Annotated in this window: 14 protein-coding genes and 2 tRNA genes; 10 read left to right on the forward strand and 6 right to left on the reverse strand. The window is 49.2% G+C overall.

What is annotated here, in order from left to right; all coding sequences use genetic code 11:
- The first annotated feature begins 3 nt into the window (after positions 1-3).
- From AAGJ81_04240 to AAGJ81_04280, 9 genes are all read left to right on the forward strand, one after another.
- The gene (locus AAGJ81_04240) at positions 4-2,322 is read left to right on the forward strand and encodes a hypothetical protein (GenBank protein ID MEM0965350.1); all 2,319 of its coding nucleotides are present in this window, start codon (positions 4-6) and stop codon (positions 2,320-2,322) included.
- Between the two features lie 13 nt (positions 2,323-2,335).
- The gene (locus AAGJ81_04245; protein MEM0965351.1) at positions 2,336-4,756 is read left to right on the forward strand and encodes a sulfatase; all 2,421 of its coding nucleotides are present in this window, start codon (positions 2,336-2,338) and stop codon (positions 4,754-4,756) included.
- Positions 4,757-4,978: 222 nt separating this feature from the next.
- Complete coding sequence (locus AAGJ81_04250; protein ID MEM0965352.1) at positions 4,979-6,439, forward strand: MFS transporter; 1,461 nt, start codon at positions 4,979-4,981, stop codon at positions 6,437-6,439.
- Complete coding sequence (locus AAGJ81_04255) at positions 6,439-7,845, forward strand: sulfatase (protein MEM0965353.1); 1,407 nt, start codon at positions 6,439-6,441, stop codon at positions 7,843-7,845. Before AAGJ81_04250 ends, AAGJ81_04255 begins: the two co-directional genes overlap by 1 nt.
- Before the next feature lie 36 nt (positions 7,846-7,881).
- Positions 7,882-10,851 (forward strand): glycosyl hydrolase, encoded by a 2,970-nt coding sequence (locus tag AAGJ81_04260; GenBank protein ID MEM0965354.1) that lies wholly within the window; start codon positions 7,882-7,884, stop codon positions 10,849-10,851.
- Positions 10,852-10,882: 31 nt separating this feature from the next.
- A complete protein-coding gene (locus AAGJ81_04265) occupies positions 10,883-12,289 on the forward strand; it encodes a sulfatase-like hydrolase/transferase (protein ID MEM0965355.1) in 1,407 nt (468 codons plus the stop codon).
- Positions 12,290-12,782: 493 nt separating this feature from the next.
- Positions 12,783-16,358 (forward strand): hypothetical protein, encoded by a 3,576-nt coding sequence (locus AAGJ81_04270; GenBank protein ID MEM0965356.1) that lies wholly within the window; start codon positions 12,783-12,785, stop codon positions 16,356-16,358.
- Positions 16,359-17,042 (forward strand): hypothetical protein, encoded by a 684-nt coding sequence (locus AAGJ81_04275; GenBank protein MEM0965357.1) that lies wholly within the window; start codon positions 16,359-16,361, stop codon positions 17,040-17,042.
- Between the two features lie 141 nt (positions 17,043-17,183).
- Entirely contained in the window at positions 17,184-18,389 is a 1,206-nt protein-coding gene (locus AAGJ81_04280; GenBank protein MEM0965358.1) for a glycoside hydrolase family 99-like domain-containing protein, read from the forward strand.
- Here the strand turns inward: AAGJ81_04280 and AAGJ81_04285 are convergent.
- The 6 genes from AAGJ81_04285 to AAGJ81_04310 form a co-directional block, all read right to left on the reverse strand.
- Positions 18,382-19,290, reverse strand: coding sequence for a helix-turn-helix domain-containing protein (locus AAGJ81_04285; GenBank protein ID MEM0965359.1), 909 nt, complete (start codon positions 19,288-19,290; stop codon positions 18,382-18,384). The two genes, AAGJ81_04280 and AAGJ81_04285, sit on opposite strands and share 8 nt — an antisense overlap.
- Positions 19,291-19,683: 393 nt before the next feature.
- Positions 19,684-19,758: transfer RNA gene (locus tag AAGJ81_04290), tRNA-Arg, on the reverse strand.
- 66 nt (positions 19,759-19,824) lie between these two features.
- Entirely contained in the window at positions 19,825-21,420 is a 1,596-nt protein-coding gene (locus AAGJ81_04295; protein MEM0965360.1) for an ATP-dependent DNA ligase, read from the reverse strand.
- 23 nt (positions 21,421-21,443) lie between these two features.
- Entirely contained in the window at positions 21,444-22,442 is a 999-nt protein-coding gene (locus tag AAGJ81_04300) for an L-threonylcarbamoyladenylate synthase (protein ID MEM0965361.1), read from the reverse strand.
- A gap of 34 nt (positions 22,443-22,476) precedes the next feature.
- Positions 22,477-22,674 carry a 30S ribosomal protein S18 gene (gene rpsR, locus AAGJ81_04305; protein MEM0965362.1) on the reverse strand — a complete coding sequence of 66 codons (198 nt, stop codon included), beginning with the start codon at positions 22,672-22,674 and terminating at the stop codon, positions 22,477-22,479.
- A gap of 242 nt (positions 22,675-22,916) precedes the next feature.
- A complete protein-coding gene (locus AAGJ81_04310; protein MEM0965363.1) occupies positions 22,917-24,914 on the reverse strand; it encodes an ATP-dependent helicase in 1,998 nt (665 codons plus the stop codon).
- Positions 24,915-25,023: 109 nt separating this feature from the next.
- Here AAGJ81_04310 and AAGJ81_04315 point away from each other — a divergent pair.
- A tRNA-Lys gene (locus AAGJ81_04315) sits at positions 25,024-25,099 on the forward strand.
- Positions 25,100-25,218: the final 119 nt, after the last annotated feature.

A 25,218-nucleotide genomic window follows, 5' to 3' on the forward strand; every position in this document is an offset into this window, starting at 1 on the left:
ACTTTGGCCCCACTTCTACGTCATTGGCGCTCGATTAGTCTCTTGGCGCTCATCGCATTCACGTCGGTCTACTTCGGTGGTTTGTTTGCTGTGCAATCGCTGTTAGATGCGGAAGATGGTAAGGTGACGGAGTCGGCAAGCTCGGTGCAGGTTCCAGTGATATCAGAGGCGGGACCTGACCTCGCAGACGACACGTTCAGAAATCCGCCGAATGAATTCCGGATAACTCAATATCAACTGACGCCAGGCACCTTGAAAAAGTATCCGCGGTATGGAATCGGGGGCGTAATGGGATTTTTCTACAGCATGATTTATCCAGAGTCTAACCGGGGTAACTTCCGTTTGGGCAAAGATGGACCCTCAATCATCGGGGATTTAGTGAAAGCAGCGCAAGAAATTGATTACAAGGTATGGCTTGCGGATGATTGGGGATACCCAAGTGGCATGGCCGGTGGTCGCGTCGTGGAAGAAAACCCGGACTTCGAAGTGAAGGGACTAACGATGCTAACACTATCGGGTCGTGATCAAAAACCAATCAATTACGAGTTGCCCGAAGATTTGCATGATATCGTGGCCGCCACATTGTATCCGGTCACCGGAGGCAGGATTGATTTAAGTGAAGGTAAACCAGTAGAGTGTACTGGGAGAGAGATTCGTACAAGAGGCTTGAATGGTGAATGGGAGCTGCGGATTTTCGCGCGTTACGTGCGGTCCGTTGATGTCCAGGCGCAATCGACTATGGCGCAGTTTGGGCATTCGGGTCGCTACCCTGACCTCATGAATCGAGAGGCCATGGGGCGTTTTATCGCAAATATGCACGAACCGATCTTGGCTCAGATCGAGGATCCGGCAATCCAAGTCGAAGGATTTTACGCGAATGAGCCGAACCTAATGCAGACTCATTGGACGCGGGACTATGATTCAAGTTATGCTTGTGTTCCTTGGAGTGACGGTATGGCAGAACAGTTCGAACGGATGCATGGCTATGAACTCAATTCAATTCTGCCGGCCCTATTCGAGGGAGATGATGATATGTCGCGGCGCAGTCGGATACATTATCGTCAGGCAGTTGCAGAGTTGTTGACCGATAGTTTTGCGAGGCAGGTTCGCGAGTGGTGCAATGAGCGGGGCATAAAATCAAGCGGTCACTTTTTGCTCAACGATTATCTTTCAATGCACGTGCAGGGCTATGGCGACCTAATGAAGTTTGTATCGGAATTTGACGTGCCTGCTTTAGACATCCCAATCCCCAATCCGGATGAATTCCAAACGTTTCCCTATCAGCAGACCCGCTTTTTTAGCTCTGTGGCTTCGTGGAAAGAGCGGGACTCCACTATTGTCCTCCTTGACCCGATCATCGGAGGTTACGGTCTCTCAAGGCTCTCTCCAGGTTTACCACTGCTGATCAACTCAGTGAATATGGCCTGCTTTCATGGGGCTGATCACTTTACCGCATACCTGCCACTTGACCCTCAAGCTAGCAAGGATGCCAAAGGAAGAGATAAGTCTGCTGAGGGCTACACCGAGGAAGAATATACATTCCTCAACGAGTATACGGGGCGTTTGACGCAGGTATTACGCGGAGCACAGCGAGAAGCGGGCGTAGGGTTGTATTATCCTATTGCTGTGTTTCAGGCGGATCTGCTCGCATCGGACGAATTTTGGCCGGATATAGTTGGGTTACATAGAGATTCTCAACGGGCATGGGATCGCACGGAAAAAGCCCTCATTGAAGGTGACATCGAGTACATGATCGTTCATCCCGAAGCTGTCGCTGAGGCATCCATTTCAGATGGTCATATTCAGATTGGCTTTGGTTCGTATCACACATTGGTGATGCCTCAGCTCGATTTCATTCCTTTGGTAGTTGCCGAAAAGTTGAAGAGTTTTGAACGTTCAGGGGGGGCTCTGATTTGGGTCGATCAGGTGCCACATGGTGCTGAGCATGTCGAGAACGACCGACTTGCTCTGAAGAGTTTGAAAGATGCCGAGGCGATTTCTGTAGAGGAAATAGCCGCTATGATACCAGAGTCTTTCTCGCCTGAGTTCGACTTACGTTTTACGCCGGGCACCGATCAGCTCACGGTCGGGCGCTTTAATAAGGACGGCAGGCAAGTATACCTTTTGATTAACCGCACTCAGCGGGCTTTGGATGTTGAGGTAAAGGGAGATCGGGTCGGGGACGTTCCTATGGGGAGAGTGCTCGATCCGTCGACTGGACTAGTGCAACGGATGCAACTACCAGTATCCTTACAGTTGCAGGCGAACCGTAGCGTGCTGCTGATTCCTGATAGCGAGTATCTCGCGCAGGATCTTCGTTGAGAACTAGTTTCTAATGAACGCAAAACTTAGTGGATTTTTTGTCACACTCGCCGTGCCCTTTTTTATTGCTACGGGACTGTATGCGGGCGTTCGGCAACCCAATGTGGTCGTGATCTTGATTGACGACATGGGATGGGCCGACAGCTCGACCTATGGATCGACTTACTACGAAACCCCGAATCTTACTCGTTTGGCTGAGGAGGGTATGGTGTTCACGAATGCCTATGCCGCGAGTCCTTTGTGCTCGCCAACACGTGCGAGTATAATGTCAGGGCAGCATCCTTCACGATTGCGGATGACACAGGCAGTCACTCCTAAGGACGTTTTTGAACCGGTGGCTTTACCGCCTGCGAACAAAGCGTATTGCGGGGTAGTGGAGAATCGCAATCACCTGCCTCTTGATATAGTCACTCTACCGGAAGCTTTGAAGGAAAAGGACTATCTGACTGCACATATTGGAAAATGGCATCTTGTTCCTTTGATCAATGGCTGGAAAGATTACGACGAGAGGTACAGCGCGGAGGAGCACGGATTTGATTTTGTGATCGGTGGTCAACAGCTTCCGGGACCTCCAGACTACTATTCACCCTATCAGAACGGAATCAAGAATCTGAGCCCTGGAGCGGAGGGAGAGTATCTCAACGAGCGTTTGGCTGAAGAGTCGATCAATTGGATTCGTTCGGTTGAGAATAGTGATCAGCCGTTTTTCCTGAATCTGTGGCATTATGCAGTGCATGGTCCAATTATTCCGAATAAGGCCCTATTGCCCAAATACGAGGCTCTCCGAGATCCCAATGCGAACCAACGGTTGCCGGAAATGGGGACTATGCTCGAGAGTCTGGATAACAGTCTTGGCATCTTGCTAGACTGGCTCGACTTACCAGAAAACCTTGAGTTAAAGGAGAATACGGTGATCTTCTTGACCTCCGATAACGGTGGAGTGACTCACAGAGACTTGGAAGGGGATCCATGGACTTCAAATCGCCCTTTGCGAGGCGGTAAAGCGAGTACTTACGAAGGCGGTGTTCGCGTGCCTTGGATCGTTAGTTGGCCTGGACATATTGAACCAGGCACAGTTTGTGACACTCCTGTTCAGTCGGTTGACATCTATCCGACGGTATTGGAACTCGCTAACGTTAGTCTGGATAGGAGCCAGCCAATAGACGGTCAGAGCATTGTGCCATTGTTGAATGGAGATTCGATGGATCGCCAACCGGTCTTTACTCATTTTCCTCATTTATTTGGACATCTAAGCGCACCGTCGACTTCGGTACGCTTGGATGACTGGAAATTGATACGCTTTCATCATGCCGGAGCCAACGCCGCGTCCGATGCGTTTGAGTTATTCAACCTGAAGCTGGACCCCTATGAGGCAATTGAACTTTCGACTTATTATCCTGAAAAAGTCTTGGAGTTGAATCTCTTGATTGATGAGCATTTGCAAGCGACTGATGCTTTGTTGCCGATACGAAACAACAACTTTCAAGGTAACCCACGAAAATCGCGCACCAACCCAAAAAAAGCACCGAGACGTCCGAAAAAATTGTATCTCGCTGAGTCCGCAATCCAGACTAACGAAGCTGGTGAGCGACAAGTGCAGTTATTAGACGAGTATGGACAGCCGAGAAAAACAAATGCACTTGTCCTTGAAGGGGATGACTGGGTGCGCGTCGAGAGTCGGACGGACGGTGTTGTAAATATCACTTGGGACACTCCGCCTGCTGATGCATCAGCAAGAGTTCTGTTTGGTTGGAAAGGGGGTGCTACTTCGTGGGAAATCAACGACTGGACGATGGCTCCCTCTGAGTTGCTACTCGGCCCTTCGGTTGAACCAGTTGTTTCTGACCACAAACCAGCTCAGCAAGCGGCGTTTAATGAAAGTCAGCCCTTGCGTTGGTCGGAGGGATTCAATTCTGATTTTTCAAACCCGTATGTTACGGGGAGTTTCGGCCACCAGTTTGGAGTACGGTCTCCGGGTGTTATTACGGATGGTAGTCTAATGGGCGTAGAGGGAGATGGCTTTGCTGCGTTGAACACCAGGAGAATGGACATAGATGGAGCTCCTATGCAAATTGGAGGCATGGATCTAAATCTCGGCACCGTTAGAGCGGCCGACGTGACTTACATATTTACAGGAAAGTTTGGCTGGCGCTATGGTCCGGTCTCCGCCGCTAGGGACTTAGTTATATTTGACCGTTTGACCGGCTTTTTGATTGATGGGGAGAGGGCTCCTTCGATGGAAGTGCCTGCTTTCAATTTCGGTGACGCTAGGCAGAGCCGATTGGATTCCTTCAGCTTTAAATACACAACTACTGAAGGAGACGTTGGCAAACGTATTGGGTTGCGCCTGCGCTTGGCCGATTTGAACAAAGAGAGTGGTTTGACGCAGTTGTTAGCGGATGACTGGGTAGTTTTAGCGACGACTGAACGATGAAGAGCGGAGCGTCTTTAACGTGAACAAAACACAGGTTTTGGCTCTCGCGAATACCATTCTTGTCAATCAAGGGAAGTAGATGGTCAATCGGCGAAATTAGTAGTAAACGATGAAGAATCCGTTCCACATGGCAGGAGAGGGTCCAGGTCTGTTTCTATTTGTGCCGAGTCAATGTATGGATTCGATACCCGTAGTATGAACCGAGTGAATAAAAGGGTTCCGATGAAAGAAAAGCTTTCTTGGGGCCTCGGTGGTTTCAGTGAACAGATTGCGGTGAACGGTTTGAACAACTTGTTCATGCCAGTTTTCAATATCGGTTTAGGGCTCGATTCCAAGTTGATTGGCTGGGCCATGACTATACCGCGGTTTTTCGACATGATCTCAGATCCTCTTGTTGGCAATTTGTCGGATAATTGCCGCAGTCGTTTCGGGCGTCGTCGGCCATTCATTTTGACGGGTGGCATACTAATGGCGTTGATATTTGGAGTGACTTACATGGTTCCGCCTGCGATGGAACAATGGGCGATGTTTGGTTATGCGACTGTGTCCTGCGTTTTGTTTTATTTAGCCTATACCGTATATTCTGTTCCATACACTGCTCTCGGTCTGGAGCTTACGGATGACTACGATGAGCGCGCGCACATCCAAAAATATCGCAGCATCTTCAATTCAATGTCTGCTTTTGCGCTGCCGTGGATATACAAGATGTGTTTAGTCGTTGGGAACTACTCTCGTGATTTAATCGAACAGCCGGAGGTGGCTTGGTATCAAAAACCGTTAATGGTTTTTGCTGAAATGGCTGCGGATACCTCGATCAACGTGGAGGTTTTGGGGGCGCGGTATGTTGCTTGGGGCTGCGCCCTGTTCATTGTATGTGCGATTCTCCCAGTATCGTTCTTTGTCAGAGAGCGCGTTCGGCACGAGAGTCAGGGAACGATCAAGCTTTTCGAGTCTGTAAAACTGGTAACAAAGAATAAGTCCTTCCTCTTACTGTGCGGAATGATTTTGCTGGTTATTACGGGGATGTTTTTCGTCAACCCGCTTTTGATGTACCTCAATATCTTTTATGTGCATGGAGGTAACAAAGCAGCGGGTGCAACGCTTTCCGGCATGAACGGCAGCGTGCTTGCTGTTGCAATGCTCGGAAGTGCTTTCATCGTTCCGCTTCTGGTTCAAGTCTTGGACAAAAAAAAGGTGCTTTTGATTGGGCTCCTAGTTGGATCTGTAGCGAATCTTCTAAATCTATTTTTGGTAAATCCGAGCTTCCCGTATCTGCAGTTGATTACTGCTGCGATGCTTGGTTTTGGACTTAATTGCTGCTGGCTGCTGAATGGTGCATTTCTCGCTGATATCTGTGATCAGGATGAGCTAGACTTTGGCTATCGTCGGGAGGGCATGTTTGCCGCAGCCTTCGGGTTCATTGTTAAGTTGGCATTTACCGTTATAGGTGTTGCTCTAGGCTATCTGCTTGCAATTGCCGGTTACGAGGCTGGTTCGGATGCAATGTCGGCAGAGACCATAACACGGTTACGTTTCTTTCTGACCTTTTTCCCTATGGGATGTCTGCTGATCGCAGCCGCCATTTTTAAGTTCTATCCGCTGACACGCGAACGTATCTGGGAAATTCAGAATGAACTAGAAGTGCGTCATAAAGGCTCTGGAGATTCAGGGACCGTTGGGTGATGATAAAACCAAATATTTTATACATATTAACTGACCAAATGCGCTCGACTGCGATGGGGTGCGCGGGCGTGGAAAAGATAAAGACGCCGTACTTAGACCAGATTGCATCAGAAGGTACGCGTTTTACGAATGCCGTTTGCAACACGCCGTCTTGCGCGCCGTCGCGCGGAACAATTTTTACTGGCCTGCACGCTTTGGACCACGGGGTCGTAAACAATGAACTGCGAGTGATGAACGACGGACCGAGCTTCGCAGGCGCTTTAAGAGATGAGGGTTATAAGTGTGGGTATATCGGCAAGTGGCACTTGGACGGTGGACCTCGCACAGGGTTCACGCCGCCCGGACCGAGGCGTCTTGGTTTTGATGATTACTGGGCGGCGGCTAACTGCACGCACAACTATATGGATGGGTTTTATTATAACGACGAGCCAGAGCCAGTGTTTATTGAGGGCTATGAGCCGATTCATCAGACGGATTTAGCGATCAACTACATCTTGGAGAAAGGGCAGGACAAGGATCCCTTTTTTCTAGTGCTTTCGATCGGTTCACCACACGACCCGTATCGAGAAATGCCGGAAAATTTGTTGGATCGGTTTCCTTCGGAAGCTGTCGAATTGATGGAGACTAACAGCGTGTATGTCCCGAACGAGATCCTGCAGGCAAAGAAGGAGGCACTGGCGGGATACTATGCCCACATTGAGAGCCTTGATGAGCAGATAGCACGCCTCGAAGGAGTGCTTAAAGAGCAAGGACTATACGAAAATACGATCGTCGTCTTTACATCGGATCACGGTGACATGCTGGGCAATCATGAACAGTATTACAAGAGCCAGCCTTGGCGGGAGTCTGTTGGTATCCCGTTGTTGATGCGCTGGCCTGGCCACATTCCAGCCGGCCGTGTGACAGATGCTCCGATTAGCTTGATTGAGTTGACCAGTTCTTTGATAGCATTAGCAGGGTGTGAAATTCCTGAATCAATGCAGGGTGATGAACTGTCGGATTTGATCCTCGGTGATGAATCGGCTGCTCCCGATTCGGTCTTTATCAATTTTCCGGTCAACGTACATTGCATTCCATCACCCCCTTTTCGTGGAGTCGTTACCCGCACTCATACCTACGCTGAAACGGTGGAAGGACCTTGGTTGCTCTTTGATGACAAAGCCGATCCATTTCAGAAAAATAACTTAATCACATGGATAAATCGCGATGATGCGGAAGTAGTTGCTTTGCAAAAAGCAATGCATGAGAAGCTCCGATTTTGGTTGGGGCGCACAGGTGATACATTTGAAGATGGCGATACCATAAACGACCGCTTTCAACCTGGGCACGTAGGTGGCGTTTTGCCTCTGGCACCTAGGCCTGACTATTTCCCTGAAGGTAGAGGTGGACCCACCGCTGGGGTATGAAGTTCTGAAGAAGGCTGCAAGTCTCGATACCGTTTCATGAAGTTTGAAAACCTAGATACTCTTTTTCAGCAGTGGTTGGATCCCTCAGTAGAATTTCGGGGTAAGCCCTTCTGGAGCTGGAACGGTAAGTTGGAGAAAGAGGAGTTATGCTACCAGATCGATGTGATGAAGGAAATGGGTATGGGGGGCTTTTTCATGCACGCTCGTACCGGTCTCGAAACAGAGTATCTTGGTCAGGAATGGTTTGATCTGATCAACACCTGTGCGGAATATGCAAAAGGTCTTGGTCTCGAGGCGTGGATTTACGACGAGGATCGGTGGCCTTCAGGGCTTGCGGGCGGAATCGTATCAAAGCACCCCGAGTTTCGACAGAAGGCTATTCTACTAGAGGTTGATCCTGAGGGAGAGGGTGAACAGGTTATTGCCGAGTTTGATTGTGATCTCGATGGAGCGGTTTGCACTAATTTAGGTTCCGGTAATAAGACGATCCGCTTCTCGGTGGTCGAACAGGGTAAGTCGGGTTTTTATAATGGCTTCACTTACGTAGATACAATGAACCGCGAGGCGACTGAAGCCTTTCTGCACTGCACTCACGAGAGGTACGCGAAGGAGTGTGGCAGGCTGCTCGGGAAGTCCATTAAGGGAGTTTTTACTGACGAACCTCATCGTGGTGCGCTGCTGGATGGGTTCTCAATGTATATGGAGAATGGCGGAATGACCGTTCCTTACACGCAGAAGCTGTTTCAAGAGTTTAAAGCACGTTTTGGTTATGACCTTATCCCGAAGTTACCTGAGCTGTTTCTGCAGGTAAATGGTAAGCGGATTTCACCAGTGAAGTGGAATTTTGTTGAATTACTGCAGCAGCTTTTTCTGGAGAATTTCGCAATTCCTTGCGGTGAGTGGTGCGAAAAGCACAATCTTGTTTTAACTGGGCACGTTTTACATGAAGACAATCTCACAGCCCAGACTGCAATGTCAGGATCGGTGATGCGCTATTACGAGTATATGGGCGCACCAGGAGTAGATATTTTAGGTAAGGACAACCTAAATTACTGGGTCGTAAAACAACTTAGATCGGCGGCACGTCAAACCGGTAAGACACATCTTCTCTCTGAGCTTTACGGGTGCACGGGTTGGGAATTACCGTTTTCTGGCCACAAAGCGATAGGGGATTGGCAGACACTACTAGGCATCAATTTTCGCTGTCATCATCTGTCGTGGTATACGATGCGAGGCGAGGCTAAGCGTGATTATCCAGCTAGTATCTTGCACCAATCGCCATGGTATAGAGAATATTCTCACGTCGAAGACTATTTTGCCCGTTTCGGATTAATGATGACTCAGGGTGATCCGATCTGTGATCTACTTGTACTTAATCCCGTCGAGAGTTTTTGGGCACAGATTCATCTTGGCTGGTCCAAAGAATTGGAGTTGCAGAACTCGCATATGAGAGCTTTGGAAAGGAACTACCAAACTCTTTCTACTTGGTTACTGGAATCTCAAATTGATTTCGACTATGGAGATGAATCGATGCTCTCGAAAATGGGCAGAGTAGAGGATGGCGCACTAGAAGTTGGGCTTGCCAGATATAAGGTAGTTCTGATTTCAGGTGTCGAAACGATCCGCTCGTCCACTGTTGCATTGTTAGATCAATTTGTTGCCGCCGGTGGTAGTGTAGTCATTGCTGGAGACGCACCCACACATGTAGACGCTTGTGAATCATCAGTTTTCCAGTCGAATCTCGGTGGCTACAAGCACGTTGCCTTCACGAAGTCAGACGTTTTGGCCGTTGTGCCGAAAGCCCTTGCGACTGTCGCTGCGCCCAACGTTTTCGGCCAACTGCGTGCGGTGAATAGTGGTCTAATATTTGCCGCTTTGAGTGTGAACCGGGAGGACCGACTTAAGCAGGTAACCGTTCGCATCCAGACGGATTTACCAATATCAGAATGGGATTGCACAAGCGGTGAAGTAGCAAGAGTGGACTCGACAAAAGAGGAAGGCTGGCAGGTCTTTAAGACCGACTTCCCGGTTGGGGGTCAGAAACTTTGGGTAGCTCACTCTTATGAACCGCCTGTGGCGAGGTGTTCTTTGCAGCCTCTTCGTGACGATGCATTTGATGCGACCGTTGACGGTCCTTTTGACTATTCTCTGATGGAGCCAAATATTTGTGTGCTCGATTTCGCTTCCTACCGGATCGATGGTAAGGATTCGCTAGACGAGACTGAAGTTCTCAAAATTGACCAGCAGGTCCGCGATGCGCATTCCGTTATGCGACGAGGCGGAGCGATGCTTCAACCTTGGTATGTCGCTCAGAAACCGATTAAGGAGTTGTGTCATCTGAATCTGAGTTACTCTTTTGAGATCGACGTAATGCCTGAATGGGTAGACTTGGTTATCGAAGAACCTGAAAGATTTAAGGTCGAAGTTAATGATCAAATTCTTGATCTCTCCAATTCGAAGCGATGGATCGATATCGCATTTCACCGTTTCCGTATACCCGCTCGTGCTCTGCGGGTGGGCGAAAATTCGATTGTTTTGAGGACACGCTACACTGAAAATAGTAACGTGGAGGCAGTGTACTTGCTTGGTGATTTTGCCGTTCAACTTGAGGGTGTCAAAAGACGTTTGTCATCAATCCCTAAGAGAATCAGCGTCGGGGACTTATGCATTCAGGGTTTTCCGTTTTATTCCGGCTCGATCAGATATAGGTTTCCACTTCCGGAAGGGACGAGTCATATTCGCTTGCCGGAGTTTGGTGGTGCTTGTGCGAAGATTAATGGCCAAGTGGTTGGTTGGGACCCCTATGAAGCAGAGGTGTCAGGAGCGACTGTCGAAGTGGAGGTTGTTGTTGATCGGCATAATACTTTCGGACCTTTGCACGATAGGGAGCAGAATCGTTACTGGAACTCTCCGGCTCTATGGGTTACCGAGGGTGACGAGTTCGATCCTAGTCCTGTGCTGCATCCAAGTGGCCTGCTTGCTGCTCCAATGATTGCGTGTAAGTAGGAGTCAATTTTGAATAGAACGAATGTGTTCCATGAATACGCGTCCGAATATCTTGTTCATTAACCTAGATCAGCTGCGTTATGATTCTCTTGGGTTTACGGGGCATCCTTTTGTAAAAACACCTAACATCGACAAGTTAGCGTCCGGTGGTATACAGTTTGATTCAGCATACACGCCACTACCGAGTTGTTGTCCTTCGAGACAGTGTTTGATTACTGGTGTAATGCCCGAGCAGCACGGTGGTATGTGGAATTACGGAGGAGGTGGTTCGCTGCCTATCCCTTCAATAGATCCGAACCGCGATATGTGGTTGCGTCTACTGCAAGGGGCTGGTTATCGCACCGCATATTTTGGAAAGTGGCACGTGCATCCTGACCTCGATCCGACAGCTTTCGGCTTCGATAGTTTCGAAGATCCTCCGAATGATAACTATGAAACGCCACACAAGGCGGTAAAGCATGTCATTGAGAACAATCCATGGCCTGAGTTTCCTATCGGGTATTACGAGACTCTGCCGTTTGAAGAGTGTCATACACATGTTCTGGCAAGAGATTGTATAGAAACGATAAAGACACTTTCAGACGATGGAGCACCTTGGCATATTCGGTTGGACTTTTCGGAGCCACATCTGCCATGCGTGCCAGCTGAGCCTTTTGCTTCGATGTATCCGCCTGAGACGATACCTCCATGGGAAAATTTCGATGAGAGTTTTGATGGCAAGCCATACATTCAGAAGCAGCAGTTACGAAACTGGAAACTGGAAGATTGGAGTTGGAAAGAGTGGTCAGTTTATCTCTCCGGCTACCTTGGTATTATTTCTCAAGTGGATGATGCAATTGGAAGGGTCGTAGAAACTCTAGAGAATCATGATTTGCGAAAGGATACTTTGATCATCTTTACCACGGACCACGGTGATGCCGCGGGCAGTCATCGGCAGATTGACAAGCACTACGTTATGTACGAAGAGGAGACGCATGTTCCTCTGGTTCTCAACTGGGATGGTGTCATAAATCCTAATACAACGTGTAATGACTTCCTGAGTCATTTTTTAGATCTACCAGTCACTTTGCTTGATCTTCTAGAGTTGCCGGTGCCGAGGTCTTTCCAAGGTCGAAGTTTTCTACCCCAACTGTGCGGAAAGAAGGCTAAGAATCCTCGCCGTTTTGCCTTTAGCACTTACAACGGTCAGCAGTTTGGCTTGTTTTGCCAACGTATGATCCGCGATCAGAACTATAAATATGTTTGGAATGCGACGGACGTGGACGAATGCTATGACCTCGTAAAGGATCCATTCGAAATGAACAATCTTGCAGCAGAGAATGAAGATTCGGAGCTCTGTCGATGCTATCGAAGGAACCTTTATGAAGTGTTTTCTGATTTGAATGATCCATTGGTGACGGGCTTCTGGAACAAGCGGTACCTTACGAGTCAGCCCTAGTTTGATTGATCTAGGGATTATTGCTTTACTGACGCTCACGGGGCCGAAGTTTGCACGGAAGACTACAATCGCACTACTCCAGAATACCTTGTTACTCTTTGCCTATCTCGAAAGCGGATGCATTCGTTCATGGCTCTAGTTCGCAGGGCGTTAGCAATTTTGACCGTTGGCAAGATCCTGCTTATCTTTGGCATGAATTGTAAGGTTTTGGCATCAGAGCAAATTGTATTCTGTTGAGGGTGGGCGGTTCGAAACGCTCCGCACAGTATGACCCAACTAACACGCCTAAAGGCATACAGTTGCCCGGGAGTAATTTGAGAAAAATCCCTAACTAACTACCCAATGCTCTCAATACAGACCCAAGCCTTAGATAATGAGAACCTCAGATAAACAAGAGTTCGAAGGAGGAATATGTATTCATGCCGTTTCTGAAACTGAATCAAACGGACTGGAGGCTTCACCGCCCAGAAAGCCATCGCGAAGGTTTCAAGTTATGTCGGTAGAACAGGAGTCGAATCGACATGGGTTTGCTCTCGTAATTGCGCTAAGCTTGATGGCGTTGATACTTCTGCTCTTAGTTTCACTAACCACTCTTGTAAGTATTGAAGCTCAAGCATATCAATCAGAAGCGGTAACACTGGAAGCTCACAATCAATCCTTGATGGGTCTGTCCATTGCACTTGGTGAGCTTCAGAGATTCGCTGGTCCTGATCAGCGGGTAACAACGAACGCAACAGTTAATGCGGAGCTCAATGCAACGAGCCAAGCCGGCGCTCGACATTGGACAGGGGTTTGGGGAAACGCTAACAGCCCAAACGCCGCAGTAAGTGCTCCGGTATTGTTGAATTGGCTCATTAGTGGAAATCAACGGCAGCCCTTAGCAGTGAGTAACGATGGGAGTGTAACGGGAACAAGTGTTTCATTTGCTCCGGATGATCCGATTGTCTTTAATGGTGATAATACCACGGTGAATAGCCAGCGTGCCTCGGTACTTGTCGGTGGAGGGACTGTTGATAACGTTGCGGACTCAGTTGTCGTCCCGATTGTTCCAATCTCTGGAGACAATGGCAATCCTGTTGGAGGCTACGCTTATTGGGTAGGTGATGAAGGAATCAAAGCTAACGTGAGTTTAACCGAAGGTGCTAACTTGAGAGTTAACGCGGATAGCTCCCCCTTAGGCACAACAGCCGTCAGACGCGTTCAGGCGAGCCAGGGTAGTGATACCGCTGCTCAACTAATAGAGACATCGGTAGATGGAGGGAGTGAATGGGGAACGGGGTATGATCTGAATGATCCAGGGTTCTTAAGCAGCCTCGATAGGCTCGGAGATTTCCCTGATCTAAGTTTGATCGCGTCAACTCCGCAAGAGTTACTCGGCAATCGATTTCATGATATTACCGTTCAAAGTAGGGGAGTTCTTGCGGATTCCTTGTCGGGTGGCCTCAAAACAGATCTTTCTCTGGCCTTTGAAATGCCGGAAACTGATTTCGACCAAACGAATATGGTCCAACAGAGTCCCGATGGTCATGTTGTCTCATTTCAGGGTGTTTACGGACCTAAATGGAAGGTGTTTCGCGACTATTATCGTCTGTATAAGTCGGTCGAAACCCCCAACGAGACGCCTTTGCTGGAAACCCAGTTAGTGACTCCGTTGCCGCCTGAAGATCCTGACCTTGGAATTCCTTATCTTTTCGGTGGTTCTGACGGTGATCAGCTTCGTGACCGTACTACCGAAAACACAACGATACCGGGGTATCCCAATGCTCATAACCTCCCTCCTGCGGTACGTGATGTTATTTTTCCCGAGAGGATGAAGGTTTCACCTGTATTGGCTGACTTGAAATTCCTGATTTCTGTCGATACGGAGCTTCTCGCGAGCCAGAGGCAAGTCATGATTGGTTCTGCTGGAAGCAGCATCCTTGCAGACCGCAAAATGCGTTTGGTGATCGATCCCATCGTCAAGTTGTGGAACCCTTACAATGTCCGTCTAAAATTTGATGCATTTACAATAAGAACCAGCCATTTGCCACTGGGCTTCAAATGGGATATTCAATACCCGAACGTTGTGGGTGGTGGATCTGAAAACTACATCACTCAGCAGACACACTTGAGAGCATTCCTGAATAAATATTACGGGAGTGGTTTCGGCAATTTTGGGAATTGGCTTGATTCCATTGTCGTATCCGTTGGAGATCCGGAAGGAGTAGTGCTGGAGCCCGGCGAGGTAAAGATCTTCTCATCGGGTGAGGTATCACCGATACCGTTTCCTGACCGCACTACAGATCACATGGATTTAGTTGCAGGGTGGGAAGACCAAGGAGGCTACCAGCTGGATGTAATCGACCCCTCGAATACTAGCACAAACTCCCAAATAATGGCCGATGAGGAGACGGAGTTCTCCGTGGAAATGACAAGTCGTTCACCTGAGTCTGGTTGGAATTTTTTTATGATCAGCACATATCTCTTTAGCGAGGGACAATACGAGATACGACATGATGTAAAAGAATCTAGTTCAGCTGACTTCTACAACACGGCATTTTATAGGATCAGATCAAATGCCATACCATTTACTGTCTCCGGCGCTCTCGGGGGAGATACTATCCGAAGTCCTTCTGGCGTTCAACGATGGCCACTGCCTGCACCTGGGGATAAACAGTACCTTATGACTATTGAGTTGAATCTGAAGGCGGAGGACGAGCTCGAAAACCCAGTACCGTTTGCTCAATTCTCTCCCACAGCATATGTCAACAGCTACGAACAAAATTCGGTCAGTAACTTGAGAGTGGGACCTGCGAATACCATTCGTTATCGAAAAATCAATAATCAGGCCGATGCTGATATCCAGTATGATGCCACAACAAATCGGGGATACTATGGTTCGAGTCATAGTGTCAGTGGCCAAACGCATGTGCCTCTCCTTGACATTCCCCACTATCCTCTCTTCTCGATTGGACAATTACAGAATGCAGATACGTCCTTATATGCAGTAGATCCCTTACTAGCGGTAGGCAACTCGTTTGCTTCGCCCCAACTGCCTGCAAGCGAGTTGGCGGGTATTCAGGTTAACCGCTCCCGTATTGATACTGCCTACTTGCTCAACAGAACACTTTGGGATAAGTACTTTTTTTCGACGCTAGCGCCCCAAGATACAGAGCTTTTCAGAGAGGATCGCAGTATCCGTGATGTTGTTGAAGCTGTGTTTGAAGAAGGCCAGATTGCATTAAATCCCAACTTCAAGAGATTCGAATCAAATTCTTCTTCTGCTGAATCTACGTTGCTTGTTGGCGAAAGAATCGCTCTTGATGCTCCTGAACGATCAGCAGCGTTTCTTCTGCAAGACGGACAGTTCAATGTAAACTCAACTTCTAAAGAGGCGTGGAGAAGCTTTCTGGGCAGTCGTTACCGAGGTGAGATACCCATACTCGAACGAGAAACGGGATCAGTTTTACCCAGACAGGATCAAGGCGTGCCGGTAAGCAGGTTTAGTCTGCCAATTAGCGGCAATGATGCCGGTAATTTGTGGGAAGGTTATCGTAGTCTGAGTGAAGGAGAACTGGATTCGTTGACTGATGCTGTGATTGATGAAATCCGCGACCGTGGACCTTTTCTTACTCTGGGTGATTTCGTCAATCGTGATTTGGCCGACGGTGGTAAACGAGGACTACTGGACCGCGCAATCGAAGCAGCAGACGTAAATCAAATCTACACCAAAGTAGTTGAATCCAGTGATTTGAATTATTTACCCTCAGATGCTCGTGCAAGCGTTGAAGGGTCGAGGGCTCAGGGAGCAGCAAAATTTGTTCTTCAGGGAGATATACTCAGCCAGGTTGGGCATCGTATGGCGACGCGATCTGATACTTTTCGAATACGTGCGTATGGAGAAGTTGTTAGTCCAAACACAAGAGAAGTTATCGGCCAATCATGGGTTGAAGCGCTTGTCCAAAGAGTACCTGACTATGTCGATTCTGTTACAGATCTTCCTTGGGAAGATCCTAGCGGAATGAATCAGAGTTTCGGTCGCCGTTTCGTAATAACTTCACTTCGTTTTCTACGGGAGGAACAGATCTAGATGATAATCGAGACCACAGTTCGTCTCAGATCTATCCTGATACTTGCGATATGTGGCCTTTTCGTAGCTGGTTCACATGGTGAGGAGGAGTCCGAAGTAAGTTTTTCCTTCAGGACCCTTTTTCTTGATTCACCGAGTCGAGAATTTACTTTTTTGAGTGAGGGCGAGATTCGCCCATTTCCAATTGGATTCGACCTCTTATCAAAGCGAGCAAGTTATCGTGGTGACGGAAGTTTGATGATTTTCTCTCAAGAACCAAACCTTGAGAAAGATCTAGAAGATCAGGCTGTTGCCACAGTTTCCTTCGTTAGAACAGATTCCATGGTAACTTTGATCTGTTTTGATACCGGTGATAAACTGGAGTGTTTAAAAGTCGACAGTGATTTCGGGGTTTTCCCAAAAGGGACTTTCTGCTTTATCAATGCAACGGCCGATCAGGTTGTGGGGCTTTTGGGAGAAGAGAGGATTTCAATCAGCCCCGGAAGTCTATTCAAGGCCAAGGCTGAGGATTTTGATACAAGAAGAGTCCCTATCAAAATGGCCTACTTGGATGATGCTGGAGAGTGGCGTGTCTTTTATTCATCGAAGTGGACGATGCTAGGAGAGAAGCGTTCCTTCATAATAATCTATTGGGACGAACAGAGCAGGAGATTGCGTGCAAGGGGAGTGAATTTCAGTGACTAGCGACTCAGAGGAGGAGTTTTCCCTTCATCGCTTGGCCCTTTTTTCATTTTTGCGAGACCATCAGTAGCGCTGGCACAGCCGTGCTAACTAATGGCACGTGAGTTATGGTTTGGTCTTTTGTTCGTGTGTATTCTTATCTGAATGAGTGGAAGAAGCGTTGAGGTAGCGGTTTATTATTTCCCAAACTTTCACTCTGACCCACGTAATCGTGCGCTGCACGGCGAGAATTGGACGGAATGGGAATTGGTCCGCCGTGCGGAGCCTCGTTTTGATGGGCATATGTTGCCAAATTTGCCGGCATGGGGCGAAACTGATGAGGCCGATCCGCGGCAAATGGAGCAAAAAATCGGTGCGGCCGCAGATCATGGAATTGATACGTTTATCTTCGATTGGTACTGGTATGATGATGGCCCATTTCTAGAACGCGGACTTGATTCGGGTTTTATGAATTCTCGTAACAATGACCGCTTAAAGTTTGCTCTCATGTGGGCTAACCACGACTGGATCGACATCCACCCGATGAAGGCTTGTCACAATGCGCTCGAAAACGCCGATGTTCTTCATCGCGGAGCAGTTACGCCAAATACTTTCGCCGCGATTATAGATGTTTGTATCGAGCGCTACTTTATTCATCCGTCCTATTGGTTAATCGATGGTTGCCCGTATTTTTCAGTCTACGAGTTGAATAAGTTGATTGAGGGACTTGGGAGCGTTGAGAGGACCCGCGAGTTTCTCGATCTTTTTCGGCAAAGGGTCAAGGCTGCAGGTTTCAAGGATTTGCACTTAAACGCAATCGTTTGGAATAACCCAATCCTTCCTGGGGAAACAGCTCCAACAGATATTAAATCGCTACTGGATTTTCTCGGTTTCGACAGCGTTAACTCTTATGTTTGGATTCATCACCACGCTACCGATGATTTTCCCAAAGTTGAGTATAACGACATATGTGATGCTTATTTTGATTATTGGGATGAAGCTGCTAGTAAATTCACACAACCATACTACCCAAATGTGACGATGGGTTGGGATGCTTCACCCAGGACGGTCCAATCAGACGCGTACGAAAACCGTGGTTACCCTTTCATGTACACAATCGCTAACAACACCCCGAAAAACTTCAGGAGGGCTCTGGAACGGGTGAAAGCAAAACTTGAATCAAATTCAATGCCAGCTCCGTTTTTGACGATCAATGCTTGGAACGAATGGACCGAGGGTAGCTATCTGGAGCCGGATCTTAGAAACGGCATGAAGTACCTAGAGGCTGTCCGTGATGTTTTTTCAGATAAGGGCTTGGAAGGTTTCGGCAGAAGTGCGAAGGGCGAGGCGGCTACCTTCGGTGTCAAATAGATTGGCTTTTCGTCGCTGACGTAGTCGGGTGGGTTCTATAGGCGCGCGGGGTAATGCCCATAATTCTGCGGAATTGCCTGGAAAAGTAATTGCTATCCTCGAAGCCACACTCAAAGGCAGTCTCCGTAACGTTTTTGTCTGTAGTTTGCAGCAAGTGAGCGGCTTGTGCGATTCGTAAATTCAGCAGATATGACATTGGTGTGTTTCCAGTCAAATCGCTAAAAGCGCGATAGAAGCTCCTCCTCGACATACCGGACCGCTTGGTAAGTTCATTGATATCGAAAGGCTCAGTATAGTGAGTTTCTAGATAGCTGAGCACTTTGCCTATTTTGTGGGTTCTGTCGGGTGTTTTTGTAGGTTTTCCTGCATACCAGCGAGAGAGCGTACCAACTAGTGTCATAAAGTGGCCTAGTGCGATTAAACGGCTACCCTCGTCAATCGGATGCATCTCTACGTTAGCGTCTTCTTTTCGGTTGCCGAAAGCGACAGCTTTCCTGCTTCTGGATGATGAGTTCAACTCGATCTCCATCTCATTGGTTAGAGCGCGGACTCTCGTTAATTGTGAAAAGTCGAGCTGAAGATGACGCTCAAAGTCGCCGAACTCCAGCAGTGCTGGTTCCACTTCGAATAATGCCTGGTAGCCCTTAAGTTTTGATATTTCCAGCTGGTGAACGTCCAGCAAGCTACGATCAAAGATGACGTTGACCAATGACAACTCTTTGGTGTCTCGCAAACCATGAGGCCGATTTCCATGAAGGACAAAAACGTCTCCAGCTCCTATGGAAAAACTCTCTTTGTTGATAACGTTTATCGCGGTGCCGCCAAGCACTACAACAATCTCTGAAAAATTGTGAACATGCAGTGGGTAATCTGGGTGATTGTGCCATGTGGCAACGTTCAATGGAAAGTCACCATCTCGAAAGACGAGTCGGCGTTCAAACTCGAGATGCGGGTGCATAGTTGACGGCAAAAGGGGCGTATGTTTTTGTTTTTTCCTACTACAAATAAACAGCACTGAACTTAAGCGAAATAGTGCGACTGTTGCAAACCGGAGTTTGCGTAAACACTAGTATTGCAACCTAATAAAAACTTAGCGATTATGATTGGGCGATGTTCCCGAAAGATTCTGTGATTTGATAGGTTTCAAAAAGCTAGTCTTCCGGTTCGTAGAGATAAATCGAGACGAACCCGATCATGCACTCTGCGATTTTTCGAGCGGAGAGCCTTTGTCAGATTGGCTATCATCCTGTGAGCCAGAAGAGGAGGTAACTCCGCCGAGGATTCGTAAGACTTTTGGTACTCCCGCCGGGATTCGAACCCAGATCTACGGCTCCGGAGGCCATTGTTCTATCCATTGAACTACGGGAGCGAAAGGCGAAGAGTAAGCGCGGAAGAGTTTAATCTGACAAGGGCAAAGATCGCATTTGATTTGGCATTACAGAAGATTCTTTACCGTTTCCAAGGTATCGATGTCTTTCGGGAGTTTGTCCCGTCGCCATCGGGAAATGCGTGGAAAGCGCAAAGCGAAGCCGGCTTTGTGGCGTTTGGACTCGCGTATGGAATCAAATGCGAGCTCGAAGACTTTCTCTGCCGGAACGGAACGGACAGGGCCAAATTTTTCTCGCGTGTTCTTCTTGATCCACCCGTCGAGTTCCTTGATTTCCTTATCCGAAAGTCCGGAGTAGGCTTTCGCGATCGGAACCAGTTGATCACCGTCCCTTACCGAGAAAGTGTAGTCCGTAAAGAGTCCGGACCGCCTTCCATGGCCGGCTTGCGCGTAGACCAGAACCGCGTCGATTCGCAGCGGCTCGACTTTCCATTTCCACCAAGTGCGCTTCACTCGACCAGCCCGGTAAACGCTTGTCCTGTCTTTTAGCATGACACCTTCGATGTGTCGCTCCCGTGCGGATTGAACTATGGATTTTACCTCATTCCAGTCCTCTGCGGGGAAGAGGGGTGAGAGATGGATCTGGCCCTGCGCTTGGATTAAAATCTCCTCTAAAAGTCGACGCCGACTTGAAGTCACTTCTTCCCGCAAGTCGGCGTGTTCGAATTCGAGAATGTCATAGGCAAGGAAACGAACCGGTAGTTCACTGACCATTTTTTGCGAAACCTTTTTCCTCCCAAGACGTTTCTGAAGTTCCCCGAAAGACTCAGGGTAACTCTCTTTCTCTTTCCAAACAAGGATCTCCCCGTCCAGGACCGTTCCATCTGCGAGGTGCTTAGCGGACTCTGTAATCTCAGGGAAGCTTTCCCCGACCGACTCCTCACCACGGCTCCAGAGAAAAGTCTGGCCGGAACGCCGGATTAGCTGGGCCCGGATTCCGTCCCATTTGGGTTCAATTTGCCATCGAGAAGCCTCGCCGAGGGAGGCGAAGTCTGGCTGTTCAACCGGATAGGCCAGGCAAAATGGGTAGGGCAACGAAGGTTCGCCTTTCTCGGCAACTGGTTTCCTTAATCTCCGGAACCATTCGGGTGTCGGCCGCCATTTTCCCATCATGCGATGAGCGATGACAGCGGGATCGATTTTATAGAGGTTGCCTAAAGCATTTTGGACCGTTTTTCGCTGAACACCGATCCGAAGTCCACCGGTCAGCAGCTTGTGAAAGACGAGTTTTTCGGCGGAACTCAGGATGTTCCATGTCGATTGAATCAACTCCTTTTGCTCTACCTCGGTTTGGCTGGAAAGAGGGAGTAGCCTGGACTCGATAAACTGCGCAAGAGGCTCTGGAGAAGAGGATTCTGACTCCTGTGCTGAACCAAGGACAAGAGCAGCGGTTTCTGCAAGATCTCCAACATGACTGTAGCACTCTTCGAATAGCCAGGTTGGCATGGAAGCACGCTCTGCGGACCATTCGCGAAGCAATCGGGTGGAGATCAGCCTCTTCACTCTAGAACCGCTCAGAAAATACACAGCCCATGCACCGTCGGCTTCCGAGACCTTAGCAAAGTACTCCTCCAATAGAGTTTTCTTTTCGTTGGTCCGATTCGTTTGCTCGAGATCGGTATAGAGCTGGGCGAATTTTTGAATGGGTAAACGTCGGTTGTTGGCAACTACCCTAACGGAGCAGCGGCTCTCTGCAACCGATCACGGACAGCGGACAACACCCCCTCGTTTCCACTCGGAAATTCAACAGCGATCTTACGCACGCGGGGATCGTTATCGATTTTTCGCAAGGTGTGGAAGAGATTGTGCGCGATCTCACGTCCGCTACCGTCTTCGCTCAACCAGAACGCCAAGTCGGTAAATTCGGGAGGTTTGCGAAGATAGACAAAGGCGGTTTGCGGATCGCCTGAAGGAGGATCCGAGTTTTCGGGGAAAAGGATTAGTCCTTTGGAGGGGCGATAGTGGCTCTTCATCATCCCTGGGGCAGGGTGGGCTCTCCTAGCGTCCGACTCTCCGTCGCGCGAGTCGTTATAAAGTTTCACATTGGGGGCAAACTTTGCGAGGTCTGCTTGAGTAATCGGGCCTGGGCGTAGAATGGTGACCTCTTCACGATCGTCCACTTGGACAATGGTTGACTCGATTCCGTGCTGGCATGGTCCGCCATCCAACAGTGCATCTATGCGGTCGCCCATCGTCTGTTCGACGTGCTCTGGCCGGGTAGGGCTGATGTAGCCAAAAGGGTTGGCGCTTGGAGCGGCCAGAAAAAGTTGACCTTCTTCCAGCAGACTTCGAAGAGACGGGTGACCCGGCATGCGAAGAGCGAGCGTGGGATGGCCTGAGGATACCAAAGTGGGAATCATCCGGGAGGATAATCGGGGCAACACGATCGTCAGTGGGCCTGGCCAGAAAGTCTCCATTAGCAGGCGGGCGATCACAGGAAGATGGCATACTTGCTCGGCCTGACCACGGTCAGCAATGTGCACAATCAGCGGGTCATTCTGCGGCCGACCCTTCGCTTCAAAGATGGTAGATACTGCCGAAGAGTTTGTGGCATCCGCAGCCAAACCGTAAACGGTTTCGGTCGGAACCGCTACGAGTCCACCCGATCGGAGGATTTGGATCGCTTCAGAGCGATCCGCTGCGTCGGAACCTTGCAGCCGTCTCATGGGAAACGGATGTTCCGAGAGATAGCCAGATGCCTTACTTCATCAACAGCATCGACCGCGACTGCTTGATCGTGCGGGAGATGTGACGCTGCTGTTTCGCCGTTAGACCCGTGTATTTGCGCGGGAGAATTTTTCCCGTGTCAGTTACAAAGCGGGTGAGTTCCGTAGTATCGCGAAAGGTAAGCTCGGAGGGATTTTTTCTAGGTGTTTCTGTGCCTTCTGTTTCAGACATAAGGGAAGGAGGATGCCTGCCAGTAAAGGTGCCGCAAGCCCAAATTGAGGAAAAAAATAGAGTTGGGAGCTCTTTTCGACACGCACAGAATTGGAGATTTTTCGCTCCGAGAAATGCCTTGTGGCTGGAATGGAGGGGCTGCTTAAGCTTCCGATTGGGCCGAACTCTAGGAAATCAGGGAGATTTTGAGGCCGTCTGCTCGGCGGCTGAAGTCGCCGCTCCTCCATTAGTCCGATTTATCGCTACCAAGCGCTCCGGTATCTCACGTTTTCGTAGTAGTCGGGGCGTATTGAGCCGAGAAAGCGACTGGGTTGTAGTCTTCTGGGCGGGCCTCCCTGCGAATGGACCATTGGGTAGGACAGAAATAGCTGATCCTGAGCACGAGTCACCGAGACGTAAAACAGACGCATTTCCTCATCGAGATTCCCTTCTTCGATGGCGCGGTTTAGGGGGAACATACCGTCGGCAAGACCGAGAACAAAGACGACCGGAAACTCGAGGCCTTTTGCCTGATGAATCGTAGTCAGACGGACTGCATTCTCGCTGGGATCGATGGATCGGTCACTGGACTCCGAGTTGAGAAGGATGAGTTGAGCGAGAAGCTCGCTCAGCTCTTCGAACCTAGACGCGAATCCGATAACCCCGATTAGATCATCCTCACGGGATTTCCAGTTAGTAAATAACGTTCTCAGGTAGGTGCCGTACCACCCATCGATTGCCAGGCGGACCACCTCTTCCGGGTCTTCCTCTCCGCTTGCTTGGCGGCAAGATTGAAGGGTAGTCGCTAGAGACTCCCAATCATCTCTTGCAGCAGCGGGAATCTTTGCAAGCACTGCCTTATCCGTGAGGATATCGAAGAGATTTTTCTCATTTTTTTGCGCATAATCGACGATGAATGCGTAGATCTTTTCTGCGGTTTTCGGGCCAACTTTGGGGAGAAGTCCGGCGAATCGATAAAATGCTGTAGCGTCTCTTGGATTCGCAACGAAGCGAATCTGCGACACCAAGTCCTTTACGTGAGCCTGTTCGAAAAACCGGACTCCACTTGTGATTTGAAAGGGGATTCCAGAACGGGAAAGCTCCATCTGAAGATCCATTGCCTGAAAATGCGCGCGGTAGAGAATGGCTATGTCTCCGAAAGCCCGCCCCTGATCAACGAGCTGAGTGACTGTTCGGATGACAAATTCTGCCTGCTGTCGGGTGTCTACGGTCGAGACGAGAACAGGTAGGTCGGAGTCTGGACGAACCGGGCGCAATTCCTTGCGAAACCCTCCGCCCGAATGCCCGTCGAGGATACCATTTGCGAAATGAAGAATCTGCGGGGTGCTCCGATAATTGGTTTCGATTTTGAATATCTCTCCTCCAACGTGGCGATCGGGGAAAGTCATGATGTTGTCAAACTCCGCGCCTCTCCAAGTGTAGATGCACTGAGAATCATCACCGACCGCCATCACTTGGTGGTGCCCGGCAACTGCATCGACAATCCCAGCCTGGAGCCGGTTGGTATCCTGATACTCGTCGACAAGAACCTGCTCGAACTGTTGGTTACAATATTCTCGAAACCCTGGATCAGTTTCCAAGAGCCGCAGCCAGAGTTCGAGAAGATCATCGTAGTCGGCAACTTCCTGCTTCCGTTTCGCCTTTTCGTAGGCTACGGCAAAATCAGCGATTTTCTCAGAAAGCCCTTGAGGGTAGGGGTAGCGTTCTGAGGCGAGCGATCCTACCGCCTGAAGGGTGTTGCGGGCATAGCTGATTAACCCTGCAACTACCCGGGGTTTCGGGTTGTTTCGGTCTTTTAGAAATCCTGAATCAATCTTACGAATAACGTCTCCCAGGAGTGACTCGGAGTCGCCCTGATCGAGTATATTGAACCCCGGTGCAATGCCTACAGGAGCACCATGGCGCCGAAGAAGTCGCTGACCAATGTGGTGAAACGTGCCTCCCCAGAACAAACGGGAAGACACTCCGGTCAGCTCCTCTACCCGCGAGAGCATTTCCCTAGCAGCCTTATTGGTGAACGTGAGCAGGAGGATGCTACTGGGATGCACACCCTGCTCGAGAAGCCACGCAACTCGGTAGGTGAGAGTGCGTGTTTTTCCGGATCCCGCTCCCGCGAGAACGAGGGAGGGACCGAACGGAGCGGTGACTGCTTCCAACTGTTCGGCGTTCAGTTCCGTCTGAAAATCGATACCCGAGCTAGACAATGCGTTGGCTTGATCTGATGCCTCAAAGAAATCCACACCGGTAGATTTGGTGAGTCCGGGGGACGGCGCAAACGCGAAACCGAGGGAAATTCACGAGAATTCACTTGCCTTACCAGTCCGAAACATCGAAGACATTGGCCTATGGGCCTGACTAGCTCAATTGGTAGAGCAGTTGACTCTTAATCAATTGGTTCGGGGTTCGAGTCCCCGGTCAGGTACCATTTCTGTTTTGTAGCAATCCAGCAATTTTCCGGCGCACCGGCCAACGTTGTTTGTCGACATTCAATTCCTTGCGGTTATGGTCAAAGGTCTACAGCTGCCTAGTCGAAGTCATCAACAA

Source organism: Verrucomicrobiota bacterium (assembly GCA_038744685.1).
Lineage (GTDB): Bacteria > Verrucomicrobiota > Verrucomicrobiia > Opitutales > Puniceicoccaceae > Puniceicoccus.

Coding starts and splice junctions, on each gene's coding strand:
- AAGJ81_04260 (MEM0965354.1), top strand. CDS start 7,882: ATGAAGTTTGAAAACCTAGATACTCTTTTTCAGCAGTGGTTGGATCCC.
- AAGJ81_04255 (MEM0965353.1), top strand. CDS start 6,439: ATGATAAAACCAAATATTTTATACATATTAACTGACCAAATGCGCTCG.
- AAGJ81_04245 (MEM0965351.1), top strand. CDS start 2,336: ATGAACGCAAAACTTAGTGGATTTTTTGTCACACTCGCCGTGCCCTTT.
- AAGJ81_04265 (MEM0965355.1), top strand. CDS start 10,883: ATGAATACGCGTCCGAATATCTTGTTCATTAACCTAGATCAGCTGCGT.
- AAGJ81_04280 (MEM0965358.1), top strand. CDS start 17,184: ATGAGTGGAAGAAGCGTTGAGGTAGCGGTTTATTATTTCCCAAACTTT.
- AAGJ81_04300 (MEM0965361.1), bottom strand. CDS start 22,442: ATGAGACGGCTGCAAGGTTCCGACGCAGCGGATCGCTCTGAAGCGATC.
- AAGJ81_04270 (MEM0965356.1), top strand. CDS start 12,783: ATGTCGGTAGAACAGGAGTCGAATCGACATGGGTTTGCTCTCGTAATT.
- AAGJ81_04250 (MEM0965352.1), top strand. CDS start 4,979: ATGAAAGAAAAGCTTTCTTGGGGCCTCGGTGGTTTCAGTGAACAGATT.
- AAGJ81_04275 (MEM0965357.1), top strand. CDS start 16,359: ATGATAATCGAGACCACAGTTCGTCTCAGATCTATCCTGATACTTGCG.
- rpsR (MEM0965362.1), bottom strand. CDS start 22,674: ATGTCTGAAACAGAAGGCACAGAAACACCTAGAAAAAATCCCTCCGAG.